6 protein-coding genes are annotated in these 12,996 nt (G+C 52.5%); all 6 read right to left on the bottom strand.

All coding sequences use genetic code 11. From position 1 onward, the window contains the following. Positions 1-248: 248 nt before the first annotated feature. The 6 genes from K239x_RS24020 to K239x_RS23995 all read right to left on the bottom strand — a co-directional run bounded on the left by K239x_RS24020 (position 249) and on the right by K239x_RS23995 (position 12,966). A complete protein-coding gene (locus tag K239x_RS24020; protein ID WP_145420869.1) occupies positions 249-2,102 on the bottom strand; it encodes a sulfatase in 1,854 nt (617 codons plus the stop codon). A gap of 144 nt (positions 2,103-2,246) precedes the next feature. Then, entirely contained in the window at positions 2,247-3,794 is a 1,548-nt protein-coding gene (locus K239x_RS24015; protein ID WP_145420868.1) for a sulfatase-like hydrolase/transferase, read from the bottom strand. A gap of 118 nt (positions 3,795-3,912) precedes the next feature. Then, on the bottom strand, positions 3,913-8,226 hold the full coding sequence (locus K239x_RS24010) for a chitobiase/beta-hexosaminidase C-terminal domain-containing protein (protein ID WP_145420867.1): 4,314 nt from the start codon (positions 8,224-8,226) through the stop codon (positions 3,913-3,915). After that, positions 8,208-9,797: a sulfatase family protein gene (locus tag K239x_RS24005; RefSeq protein WP_419189335.1), complete on the bottom strand. Its 1,590-nt coding sequence runs from the start codon at positions 9,795-9,797 to the stop codon at positions 8,208-8,210. The genes K239x_RS24010 and K239x_RS24005 overlap by 19 nt, the downstream gene beginning before the upstream one ends. Before the next feature lie 20 nt (positions 9,798-9,817). Next, the gene (locus K239x_RS24000) at positions 9,818-11,410 is read right to left on the bottom strand and encodes a carbohydrate-binding protein (RefSeq protein WP_145420866.1); all 1,593 of its coding nucleotides are present in this window, start codon (positions 11,408-11,410) and stop codon (positions 9,818-9,820) included. After that, positions 11,410-12,966 carry a sulfatase family protein gene (locus tag K239x_RS23995; RefSeq protein ID WP_145420865.1) on the bottom strand — a complete coding sequence of 519 codons (1,557 nt, stop codon included), beginning with the start codon at positions 12,964-12,966 and terminating at the stop codon, positions 11,410-11,412. The genes K239x_RS24000 and K239x_RS23995 overlap by 1 nt, the downstream gene beginning before the upstream one ends. Positions 12,967-12,996 lie beyond the last annotated feature (30 nt).

Below are 12,996 nucleotides of genomic sequence, written 5' to 3'. Positions count from 1 at the left end.
CCAGAGGAAATACGTAGGATTTCGCAGTCAGGCGGCTGGCCGAGAAATCGCGGCTCGGATTTGTCGTCGTTGGAGCGGAGCACCACTGTCGAGCCTCTCGGTTTGAAGGGGCAAGTCGCACAAACACATTTGTGAAAGACGACATATGATACGCTTCGCGGAAAACCGAAAACCTAACGCCCGCGATAGCGACCCGGGCTGAAACATTCTTGTTGCTCATGGAGACGGGCGTGAACGTCACCACACGACTACCGAGCTAGCTGGATATCGCTGAAGGATTGGTAGTTGTTTTCGTCGATCAACAGAAAGCAAAAAGCGTCGATTCCTTCCGGAATTTGGGCGACGACTGTGTTGCCGGAAGAGGCGATGGTGGCGGGCATCTTCATGCCGAGACGCTCATCGAATGATTCCTTGCCACGTTTCGCTTTGATTTTATCCACCCCCGGCGGATCACGGTAAATGACATAAGCGGTCTCAATCGCGGGGCTAGGGCTCCTCAGCCTCACGCTTGCCCGACGACTCTCCGCTTTGAATGCCACCTTCTGGATCTCGGCGGATGGTTTCGTTTTGCTCTTAAAAGCAGGGTTCAGGTACGGACCTTCGACTTGGTTCTCTTCGAGATGGCGATCCAGCTTTGCTGAAAGGTCTTTGAGAACCGAAGTGTACTGGGGATCCGTCGCCAGATCCTTCATCTCCTCGAGATCCGCTCGTTGCCCATTTTTGTAGAGACGATACAGACTGTGGTCCCGCGTTTGATAGTTCTTGAGGAGCTTAAAGTCTCCTTCGCGAAGCGCGGCTTTCATCGAATCCTGACCGTGCGGAAAATGCCAAAATAGGTTTTTTCGTGCCGCCCCTTGTCCATCCACAATCTGCGGGGCACCTTCCAAAAGCACAGGAGTGATGTCCAAGCCGCTCAGCGTTTTTTTTGCTTCCGGTGCAATCGCGGACTTCGTCAAATTCAGGATCGTAGGGAAGTAGTCGAGCTGATTCACCAATCCATCAAACTGCGACGCCTTCGGAATGCCCGGTCCTCGAATTACCATCGGGACACGAATACCGCCTTCTTCGCCATGTGTCTTGCCGAATTTCAGCGGAGCGTTATCGGACAGAACTTCTTGGCCATGGCGCGTTGCGCCTCCATTGTCTGAGCTGAAAAACAGATAGGTCGTTTCGATCAGCTTCTTGCCAGGATTGCGTGGATCATCTGTCTTTTCCAAATGATCCACGATTCGTCCCAAGCTCCAGTCGACCGTGCTGACCATGGACGCGAAATAGGGGTTGTTCTGACCTTCGAGCGACTGAGCTCCTTTTTTGGGCGGGAACGGTTGCCCGAGCTTGTCGCAGTAGTATTCCAAAAGCTCACCATTGCGGGTCATCGCCGGCCAGTGAACCATCCAGTGGGCCAAGTAGAGAAAGAAAGGTTTGTCATCGCTCTCTTCCATGAACTGAAGAGCGGACTCGGTGACCCCGTCGTAAGGATAAGAAATTCCGTCTGGCTTCTTGGTGCTAAACGGCGGGTATTTGATTTTACTCAGCGGATACTTTGGATCATCGGCGGTTGAAAAGTCCTTCGTTCGATCGGCCGTCTTTCGATGCACCCCGCGATCCTCATGGCTGAAATCAAAGCCGAAAAGAGACGAACTCAATCCCAGGTGCCATTTGCCCACATGGCCCGTGTGATATCCATTGTCTTTTAGTGCCGTTGCCAAGGTGAGTGCATCCATCCGAAGATGAGCACCCAGATAGGGTTCAGAGAATTCTTCCGTCGGCCTATTTTTTGGAAAGTTGTCAAACGTAACGTGCGTGTACCGGAGCTTACCCGGATGCTGACCCGTGATGATTCCGGCCCGCGAAGGCGCACAACTCGGCGCGGCGGAATACGCTTGGGTGAAATTCATACCCTGCGCTGCCAGCTTCACCACATTTGGTGTTTCATAAGGACAAGGTGAATCCACGTCGTTTAGCTGGCTTCCCTGCCACCCGAGATCATCCACATAAAAGATGATGATGTTGGGGCGCATCTCTGCTGAAGCACGCAAGGTGAACGCGGTTGCCGAAGCACACATCAGCAGTGCAATTGTTGTCGTTCGAAGCAGCTTCATATTCATCGTCCTCGTTTGATTTGTATTCGTCTGTTTTCTATTCTTACTGAGTTCGTTCAGGATGTTGGGATGAAACAACTTCCTTGACTTTTTTCCGTTTCATACGCGTTTAGAATTCGGCTAATCCGTCAGGCAACGCCTGCTTTACTTCGCCAATTCCGTCACCAACACTTGGCATCGCGTTCTGTGTTTTTTTAACACGGATACGTATTCCGGGAGGTTGGCCAGATTGTTTTGTTCTTGAGGATCGCTCTTGAGATCGAACAGCTCCTCGTAAATCGGCCGTTCGCCGTTAATGGACGCGTCTGGCAAATACTTTGTGCGATCGTGCTCACGCGAAAAATACCGAATGTATTTCCATTGCTTCCCGCGGACAGCTTCCATACGCGGATAACCTTGATCGGTAAACAGGTTTTCGCAGAACACATCCTCGCGCCACGGAACCTGGCGACCCTGAATAAGCGGCAACAGACTTTTGCCTTGATATGTGGACGGAACCGGCAGTCCGCACAATTCCAGTATCGTCGCAGGCACGTCTTGTCCCACGACCAGATTATCAATCGTTTTCCCCCGCTCTTTCTGGTCAAAGTGCGGCGAGTAGACGATCAGCGGAACGCGGATCGACTCTTCGTACAGGAACGTCTTTCCGCCCAGGCCATGTTCTCCCAGCAGCAGTCCATGGTCCGAAATGAAAACTAGGGTGGTGTTGCCGGCCAGATCCATTTCATCCAACACCTGCCGCAGGTTGCCAACAAACAGGTCAATCCCGGCCACGGCGCGGGCCATTTTGGTTTTCTTATCGAGCAACTTCCGCGGATTCGTTGTGTGATAGTAGCCCATCAAATCGTCTTGTTCAAAAACGCTGGCGGGAAGTGGCACTTTGATATTCGGATACCCTGCGGGGAACGCAAAGTCGTCTGCCTGGTCGCTGTAGAGCGACCGGTACATCTCGGGATCGGTCGGCCCCGCTCCCATCCCGCCAATGCTGGCGGCGTGGGGCAGATTGAAATTGATCGACAGACAGAACGGCTTGTCTGGATCGCGGTGCTGCAAAAAGTCTTTCACCGATGCGTCGGTATTCTCAAAGAAATAGTCTTTGTCTTTGTCTGGCCGAATGAACGCGTCGGTCGCCTCAAACAGACCTTCAATCTGCGAACTGTGTTTCAGGTTTTGAAACTGTTTCCACTTCATCAGATCAAAACCCAGATGCCCCGGTTTCATGTAACAAAAATCCAGGCTCTCTTGCATGTAACGATTTCGCTGCTTGATCTCACCGATATTGGTGTGATGCTTGCCGAGATACCCGGCAAAGTAGCCCGCGCGTTTCAACTGCATCAGCCAACTGTTGTCAAATAGACCGTTGGAGATGAAATTCTTCGAGACGTTCGTGAAGCCAACCCGATTCTTTCGTTCCCATTGTCCGGTGAAAAAGTTCGCCCGGCTGGGACCGCAAATCGGGCTAGTGATCAAGGCTTGATTGAAAAAGACACCTTCGGCGGCCAACCGATCGATGTTTGGCGTCTTGGTCACCGGGTGCCCGGTCATGCTGAGCGAATCGAATCGCTGGTCATCCGTTTTGATGAAGATGACATTCGGTCGGGAAGACGCATCCGGCGGATCGACGGGTTCTGCCTGGGCGATACATGCGACGCTCAGCAGGCTGGCCAGCACCAAAACGATCTTAATTTTCATACGACATTCCGCGGCGAGCGAAGCTAGGCTCTGTTTATAAAAGGGTTTTTCATCGAACTTAGTGGCTATTGCTTGTCGTCGTTGTCGTGACTGAAAACCGTGTTGCCAACCTGACTTTTTATCGGAAGTTCATCTTAATCGCTTGGATTATCGGCTTGGACTTGTTCTCTGTCGTGTCCGTCAGACGAAGCTCGAACTGAAAACCATAGCCCTTCGGGAGACTGGACAGATCCATTTGTGCCGGCGTTTTCGCCACCTGTTTGGCGAAGCCGGGGATCGGTCCGTACGTTTCTTTGATCGTCTGCCAGTCTGTCCACTGGTCGATGGCTCCGTCTTTGTTGGTATCCACGCCGACATGGACTTCGACGCCTTCTACCCAGGGACCAGTGCTTACGAAATCCTGCGTGGTCTGAGTGATCAGATAGAATCTATCTTCCGCGAACATAATATCTGGATCGGGATGGCCAGCCCCAACGTTTCCACAGAAGGTGAACTGCTCATTGATGTCAGAGGAAGTAAACCACGCGACACTCATGGCATTCTTATCGCCATGAGCAGTGGCGGGGTCGAAATCACCGAAGAGATAATATTGGCCACCGATAGAAATGGCCGCCCAGTCACCAAAAGCGTTCTGCTCCGGCTCGTGAATTTCGTATTCTGCAAACGCACGAATATCCCCCTTCTTAATTCTTTGTCGCGGAATGTCCTGCGGCACTGGCTTGGCGGGAAATTCGTCTTTGCGCGCTCCTCTATGCCAGTGCGGATGAAAGTACTCGCCCATTTTCCCAGTCGGTTTCGTGCGTTCATCGACCACTGGCGGTAATATTTTGAAATCCCCTTTGCCATCCTTGCTGACCGCATGCGTAGCGAGCGGAGAATCCCAAGCGTGGGTGGACGCATCGATCGGATTCCAGTCCTCCACAATCAGATGAAAGTTTCCATCCAGGTCACGAATCACCGCGCAATCGGACCCATGGGAAGGATCGAGAAAAGCCATTCCCATATCTACCCCTGGTTCGCCATCGGTTAAATCAGCATCGATTGCCAAATGCGGGTCTTGGTCATTGGGATAGTCATAGTAAAGATAGACCTTACCATCCACGAGTTCAGCAGTTGTCGCATTTCCCGCCTTCGGAGGTGACATCGGCCCATGGAATACCCAGTTAACCATATCTCGGCTCTGCCAGCCGTAGTAACCTCCGCGCTTAGGATTCACTCCTCCAGGAGCGATAAACAGGTGTGGATTCTTCGTGCTCATGAGCGGAACATCAAACCCTTCCAGGGTAGCCGATGCTACAGGCTCGGCATCCTTACTCTCCTTATACCCAGCAAACAACCAGTAATCGTCTTCTCCCATTCGTAGAAATACAGGTGCATTCTTGACGTTCTTCGGCCCGATCTGCCCAATCGGGTTCCAGTTTTCCCAAACCGGAGACTGGGCAATCGTAATCGACTCCGCCGAACGCTTATCGTCGAAGGTTTTCAGCGTGCTCCGAAACGTCGCGGTTTTCGCCGTTAGCGTGGCCATGCCGTCCTTTATTTCAAGCTGACTCTTCGAGTCGACACTTTGTTCCCACTCAGCTTGCGTATCGATCGTCCATGGCATCGACGACTGTGCCAACGTGTAATCGTACTGCTTGTAGTCGCGGAAAACCTTCACAGTCACGGCACCTTTGGCTGACGTCAGTGCACGCTTCAGATCTTCCAGGTTTTGAACCTCCGTTGAGCCCGCCCGAATAATTGTATCCCCGTTTTTCAGACCCGCTTTAGCGGCCGGAGAATCGGCATCCAGCTTCACGACAAACGCACCGTAGTCTTGGCCACCAGACGCATCGATGTAGTCGGGGAAGTCAGAAATAGTGACTAGCTCCATCCCGGCCCAGTTCCAACTGCGGGGCCGTTTGGAGGATGCGGTTCTTTTTTCTGCGGAGCCCACATGCTTCCCCGCCAACAACGAAGCCAACCAGCTCTGTTGCACGACGGCGTCCACTTTCTTCAAGATCACCTTATCGGCAAACCCGACCTCATGGCCCTGTGCATCAAAGGAGCTCGCAATCAGTGTGGTCGTCTGCCCGATACTCAGCGGCTTTTTGTAGGTCGGCGAATCTACCGTCGGGACAGAACCATCGAGCGAATAATGCACCTCGCCTCCACGGGCATCGGGGCGAATCACGACTTCGATGGAATCTTCAAATTCGGTGCTGCCACACATGACCCGCGTCATCTGATGACCGAACTGGTCCATGGGGAAGTTTTTGAAGCCTAGCTTCAACGCCGGCGAGTCAGCTTTAACGTTGTAGTTTCGATTTTCCGGATCAACAAACAGCGGGTCGGCAAACGCATCGGTTTCGCCTTGTTTTTCCTGCCACTGCGCCAGACTCTTTACTTGATTCCCCGCTGAAAAATCTTTCGCATTTGTATTCCACCAAATGTTGGAATCGAACCGCCCCCAACTCCCATAATCCTTAGGCATGCGGGCTGAACCGATCATGCCTGTTGATATCCGCTTGGAACCTTCGACGGCACCTGAGACCACCACAATGTTCCGCTCGAAAACATCTTCGCTATTGTCCGCCGGCCAGCAATGTAAACCGATCGGAACCGCGCTCACCATGATGTTGTTCCACACCTCGCGATGATATCCATCGCGCAGCTTGAGCGTGGAGCCGAGCATCAGGTTGTTGTAGATCTGAAAGTTTGACGAGCCATCGTCCAGGTCGATGGTCCAGTTACCCGCACTGACTCCGGAGCGATAGTTGCCCACCCGGTTGTTATGCAATTTCACCGGCTTCATGGCATCGAGCAGCACCAGATCTTTGTTCAGGTGTCTTCCTTTCCAGAAACGTTCCCGTCCCCAAGCGTTGAAGGGGCCGTGTTCACCCGTATCAAGAATCGTATCGTAGATATCGCAATGCGACATTACGTGACCGCCCCAGGTACCGTCGTTCAATGTCACGCCGGCGCGGGCAATGCGATACACGCTGCAATGATCGATCGTGATATCCATGGCCATGGAAACCAACACGCCGGAGGTCTGTTTCCCATAGACCCCGACATCGCGGGTGATCGTATTTTTCACACTGCAGTTCGCGGGATAATCTTTCGTTTTGGGTCCGGGTTCCAGGTCAACGATCTTGCGTACCGCTTTCTCCCACGTCTGGTAGTCTCGAACGGATTCAGGATTTCCTACGAAACAGACTGCACTCTCGCCGGTTTCTTCAACCAGACAACCTGTGATATGAATTTCACGGTTAAACCCATCCACAAAGATGCCGTTTCCGCCGACCTGCTCGATATGGAAATTGCGAACGGAGCAGTTTTGGCAATCGTTAAAATACACCGCGCCGCCCCGATGGACCGCCCAGTCACCGCGCGCGATGTCATCGTAAGCATCCATAAAAGTCGTATGTGTCTGCGTGAGATGAAATCCGTCAAAATGGATATGCTCCGAGCCGACACATTCGATGATGCGGTCGACCACCGCAGCCTCGACGGAAACATCTTTCAGATCGGTTCCGGCCGGTGGCTTGAAATAAAGCGTGTCGGTCTTCGCGTCATGAAACCACTCCAGTGGGGCGTCCAACTCTTCAAAAATATTATCGATATAGAATGGAGAGCCACCGTGACTCTTCCCCGCACCGACCCCATAACGACGCTGCGCCTGCCAGCCGCCTTCGCCAAAATGAATCGTCTGATTTGCTGTGTCGATTTCTTTGATACGAAACTGGAAGTTCCCCCAGTTGTGAGCGTGAAAGGCATGCACGATCCCCGTCTGCGGGTCCTTCCATTGCGCTGCACGTTGTTTCAGGTCCGCCGAGTCAAATGTGAGCATCTCCATCGATTTTTCATTCGTTGCATGCAGGTATCCCAACCCGGTGCGCAGCGGATTTTCAAAATCCCAATTGGGGAAGCGCGCGCGAACCATCCGCTTGTCTGACATGAAGAGCTGGTTAATCTCCTTCCCTTCCAGGGCAGTGCCCTTGAGCGACTGCATGTAGATGCCATCTTTCCAAAGCTTCCATTCATTGGAAGAAAGCGGCAGACTGCCCTTGAGCAGCACTTCTTCGCCCGGCACCGCGCGATAGGTGATGGGTGCCTTTGCCGTACCCGAGTCCTCTGCTCCCAGATGGAAGGCTTTATCCAAATGATACGTGCCTCCCTGGACCCATACCGTCACCGGTTCTTTTCCAGCATGTTTTTCGGACGCAATCTTTATCCGTGCGCCATCCAGAGATGCCAACGGATTATCTTTTTCGCCGGAGTTGGTATCACGTCCGGAAGGACTGATATAGACCTCCTCCGCAACCACTGTGCTCGAAATCGTCAACAGGCAGGCAATTGCTAAAACGATGCTTCTTTTCATGTATTCTTTCCAGTGAACCTCGGTAGCTCTCGTAAAAATGGCGAGGCGCGTCAGCGCCCACTCTTCCAAAGCTTGATCCCTTCAACATCGTTCTTTGCTTCCGAGCCTTCGGTGCTGCGCCCGTTCATGACATCAGCTTCCAACTGTTTCAAAAGACGCTCGGCGACTTCAGGGTGCGTCGTATATAGGTTGGTGGTTTCGCCAGGATCCTTTTCCAAATCATAGAGCTGCGCCTTGGGAGCATCGGCCGGAACGTCCTCTTCTTTCGGAGCCGTCCAACCGCCGGAGCCTTTCGCCAAGCACAGCTTCCATTTTTCTTGCCGGTAAGCGAAGTGCCCACTGATGGAATGATGAATTACCCCCGCGCGGGAAGACTCAATAGATTCCCCCGACAACGCGGGCAGAAAGCTGACGCTGTCTTCGCCTGCCGTATCCGGCAGTTTGACTTCGGCAAGATCAGCACAGGTCGCCATCAAGTCAGTCAGGCAGATGGTTTGATCGCACTGGCTTCCCGGTTTGACGCCAGCCGGCCAACGCACAATGAAGGGAACTCTGTGCCCGCCGTCCCATAAATCAGCTTTGGAACCCCTGAATTGAGCACTGGGATAATGCCCCTTCGCTTCGAGCCCTTTAATATTGGCCGCTTTCGAACATCCATTATCGCTAGAGACGATAACGAGTGTGTTTTCGGTGAGCCGTGCGGCATCGACGGCCTGAACAATCTGGCCGATCGCCGCATCGGTCTGCATGACGAAATCGCCATACGCGCCGAGCTTACTTTTGCCTTGCCATGCTGGCGTCGGGACAATGGGTGTGTGCGGTGAAGCCAACGCAACGTATAGAAAGAATGGCTTCGCAGCTTCCTGCTTGTTGATGTAACCAACGGCTTTGTCAGCAAAATCATCTAAGACATCAATTCTTTCGAAATCCTCGTGTGCCGGCCCCGTACGCCTAAAGTCTTTGGTAGTTGTACATTCACCAACAAACTTGTCGTTCTCGATATAGATATAGGGAGGCATGTCCAGTGACGCGGAGATACCAAAGTAATAGTCAAAGCCTAAATCACTGGGGCCGCCTGTAATCGGGGCCTTCCAGTCAACTTGGTGCTGACCTTTACCATTCTTCACAAAGTTCATACCAAGATGCCACTTGCCGACCATCGCCGTGCTGTATCCCTGAGCCTTCAGCAGGCTCGCGACGGTCATGCGTTCGGTCGGAATGAGTGGCTTGCCATAGCCATTGATCACACCCGCCTGGCGTTCACTGCGCCAGTTGTAGCGCCCGGTCAACAAGCCGTAACGCGATGGCGTGCAGACCGACGAACTGGTGTGCGCATCGGTGAACACCATGCCCTCTGCTGCCAGCTGATCCATTTTTGGCGTGGCAATTTTCCCGTGTTCGGGATTCAGACACTGAACATCGCCGTAGCCGAGATCATCGGCATAAATGAAAACAATATTGGGCCGCTCCGCTGCAGACGCTTCGGCACACAGCCCCACAGCCAATAAGGCCACCACCCAAAAAGCCAGGATGCTTTTATTTGTTTGTATGTTCATCGTTCTTGCATACCACTTTTCCATAGATTTATATTGGGTGAGGATTAAGGACATGGTTGTGAGCATGCTCGTTTTTGTTTTCACTAATTGTGATTCCTGTTTTCTTATTCTTTTCCGCGAATGGCCTTACGCACCTCTTCCATCACGGCCATGCACTTGGGATTGAAGATCGGATGATCATCAGTGACATCCGCCGTCATCGAAAGGTTGATGGTCACAGGCACTCCCTTTTCAGCCATCTTTTTGAAATATTGCACATAAGCCTTCGTCGGGCGACGAGGCCCCTTCCCCCATTTTTCGCTCATAGGTTTCTTGGGAATCCATGTATCCATGTAACACCACCAAGCCGGATCGATGATTCCATATTGTTTGCCAGGACCCACCAGATCAGAGTTAAACTCAGCGAGCGAAGATCCACCGTCTCGGGTGGATAGATCACTGAAGGGGCTGACTGCGGGCCCTTGATTTGAGCTGAAACCAATCACGGCTGTTGGGTTGCCCGCCTTGATCGCACGAGCCCAACTTTCCCAGTGTGGATCCAAGGGATAATCGTGCATGAGACAGCCGTCGATATAACCGAAGCCCTTGATCTTCTTGCCGTAGCGCAGGCTGCATTCACGTAGAATGGCGACCATGTTGTCATTAAATTTAGAAACATCCGCCGCACCATAATCTGCCGCTAAGGCATCACGCCAAGCTGCAGCTTCGAATCCGTTATAGCCACTGTGTAGATAGAACAACGTAGCGATACCGCGCGAGTCCAGCTCGTCGACAATCTCCATCAGCAAATCCCGCTCCGTCGTCCGCCCGGGCATGACTGCATCGACCGCCTTGTTTGGACCGGGCCAATAAAAACCCTGATGAGTAACGGTAAAATTCACCCATGCCGCGCCCGTGCGTTCGACTTGATCCGCGAAGTGCTGAACATCAAACATGTCGATCGATTCCTGAAACCATTCAGCTCTCTTCTTATCGCCTTTCCACCCATACATATTGGCCGAGAAATGTATGAAGAGTCCATACTTCCCTTCGACCATCCAAGAAGAATCACCGCGAATTTCTTTGGCTCGCTCAAGCTGCTCATGTCGAGCTGAGGGAGTTCCCAGCTCGATTGAATAAAGCATAAACTGCCCTTGGTCTCGATGTGTCGCCAATTCCTTATTCTTCTTCGTTGGCTTGACGGTGGATTCCGGTAAACGAAACGTAATCTGATTCACTCCTTCGTTGAGGTGTAGCACTCCGGGAACTTGCTGACGCCAATTCTTGGGCGAACCTCTCCACGTTCTCTTCAAGGAAGGCGTTGTGATCACAGATTCGCCACACTTGAACTCCATCGTCTGGCCAGCTGGTGAGGCCAAAATAATGCTAAGCGCATAATCATCGGCTTCTGGTGCATCCACGTAGAATGTCAGTTGGTCCTTCTCTGAGTAGAAACCTGCAACGCCGTGCTGCCCGGTCAAGCCCTTCCCCTCGAATACGGCGCCGTCGAGTTTAGCGCGAGCTGCAACGATGGTGGTCAGATCATTGAGTCGCAACTTGACTGGCTGAGATGCCGGATCTGCACGATAGTAATCACCCGTTTGTGGCAGAGCCGTTTCCCCCGGATCTTCCGCCACTTCTTGGGCAGGCAATGTTAGCGCCGTGCTTAGAAAACAAGCGAATAAAGAGACTAGTAATATTGTGTTATGCTTTTTCACTATTTTCCGTTCGCTTCTTCTTTTTGTTTCCTGGAATTTTTTCCACGCTCCGCTGCATTGAGTTTCCAGAGGTCAATCTCTGCATCATTTTTTGAAGGCGACCCTTCTGTACTGCGTCCGCCCATGACATCCGCTTCCAACTGTTTCAGAAGACGCTCTACGACTTCAGGTTGCGTTGTATAGAGGTTGGTGATTTCGCCAGGATCCTTTTCCAAATCATAGAGCTGTGCCTTGGGGGCATCGGCCGGAACGTCCTCTTCTTTCGGAGCCGACCAACCGCCGGAGCCTTTCGCCAGGCACAGCTTCCATTTTCCTTGCCGGTAGGCGAAGTGCCCATCGATCGAATGGTGAATCACGCCTGCGCGGGAAGATACAATTGGTTTCCCCGACAACGCCGGCAGAATACTGACGCTGTCTTCCGCACAGTCTGCGGGCAGAGGTTTGCCGATCAGCTCAGAAAATGTGGCAAAAAAGTCCGTCAAACAGATCAATTGGTCGGAAGACGAATCGGGCGTTACCTTCCCAGGCCAACGAACGATAAACGGAATGCGATGTCCGCCGTCCCAAATGTCTGCCTTCGACCCACGCATGTGAGCGCTGGCAAAATGCCCGCGCGATTCCAATCTCTTGAAATTGGCAGCCTTGGAGCAGCCGTTGTCGCTGCTAAAGATGACCAGCGTGTTATCCGCAAAGCCGTTGCGTTCCAATGCGTCAGTAATCGCGCCGACTCCGGCATCGGTCTGCATCACGAAATCGGCGTAGTCACCGAGCCCACTTTTTCCCTGCCACTCTTTGGTAGGGAGAATCGGCGTATGCGGCGAACCAAACGGAACATACAGAAAGAATGGCTTCTCCTTTTCGGTGGATCGCTCGTCGATAAAATCAACTGCCTTGCGAGTCAGACGCGGCAGCATGTTAATTTGATCGTCGTGAGCGATAACCTTTTCGTTTTCAATGACGCACTTCATACTGCCGGCATGATGGAAGCCATGAAAATAGTCGAACCCACGCTGGACCGGTCCGTCTGGAATCGTGGAACCAACCGGCGCTGGCGCCTTCTTCCTCAATTTCTTCATCGGAGTGCCTGTCGCGGGATCGACGTATTGGAAGTTGAGATGCCACTTACCAATGATCCCCGTGTGATAGCCCTGCGCTTTTAGGAAGCTCGCCACCGTCGGGCGGTCTTCAACAATCAGGTTGGGCGCAAACCCCTGAACCACTCCGCGTTGCAACTTCGTGCGCCAGCTGTAACGGCCCGTCAACAATCCGTATCGCGTCGGAGTGCAGACGGATGAACCGGAGTGGGCATCGGTAAAGATCATGCCTTCGGCCGCCAGTTTATCGACGCTTGGTGTCTTGATTTTTCCGCGCGTGGGATTCAGGCATTGGACGTCACCGTAACCAAGGTCATCGCAAAGGATCAAAACGATGTTGGGTTTGCCGTACGAAACTGTGGCCGAGTCCGTCTTCTGCCCGGCCGCTTCCGTGATCCCGAAAGAGAAAAACCCTATGAAAATGCCGAGTGTAAACGGCAGTCCTGCGTTAATGTGAATCATGTTTATTCCTTGTCATGTTTTCAACGACCT

This window comes from Stieleria marina (genome assembly GCA_007741555.1).
In the GTDB taxonomy this organism is placed as follows: Bacteria; Planctomycetota; Planctomycetia; order Pirellulales; family Pirellulaceae; genus K23-9.
The sequence above is the reverse complement of the archived record's forward strand: the minus strand, read 5'-3'. Positions and strand labels throughout refer to the sequence as shown.